The organism is Pseudomonas sp. HMSC063H08, assembly GCF_001813645.1.
Classification (GTDB): Bacteria; Pseudomonadota; Gammaproteobacteria; order Pseudomonadales; family Pseudomonadaceae; genus Pseudomonas; species Pseudomonas aeruginosa.
Genome location: NZ_KV813557.1, coordinates 1 through 240 on the forward strand (window position 1 = coordinate 1; position 240 = coordinate 240).

The window sequence follows — 240 nt, forward strand, 5'->3', positions numbered from 1 at the left end:
CGCCTGCTGGCCTGAGCGGAAGTCCTCGTTGCTGACCAGGTGCTGTCCATCCACGGCGTCGAGGCGCTCGTCGACTCGATTCAAGCGCGCCAGGATCGCCTCTAGCGAGGTCTTTTCCGCGGCACTGTCCACGCCTGATCGGAGCTGAATGAGTTGGTACTGCTGGTAGCCCAGCAGGCCGGCCATTGCTGTCAAGCAGAGGCCAAGAATCATTGATGCAGGGGATGGGCGTTTCATGAG

General features: G+C 61.2%; 1 pseudogene. It reads right to left on the minus strand.

Features of this window, described 5'->3' with window-relative positions:
* Positions 1–237: pseudogene (locus tag HMPREF2924_RS25040) on the minus strand (methyl-accepting chemotaxis protein); the annotation flags it as partial.
* Between the last annotated feature and the right edge of the window lie 3 nt (positions 238–240).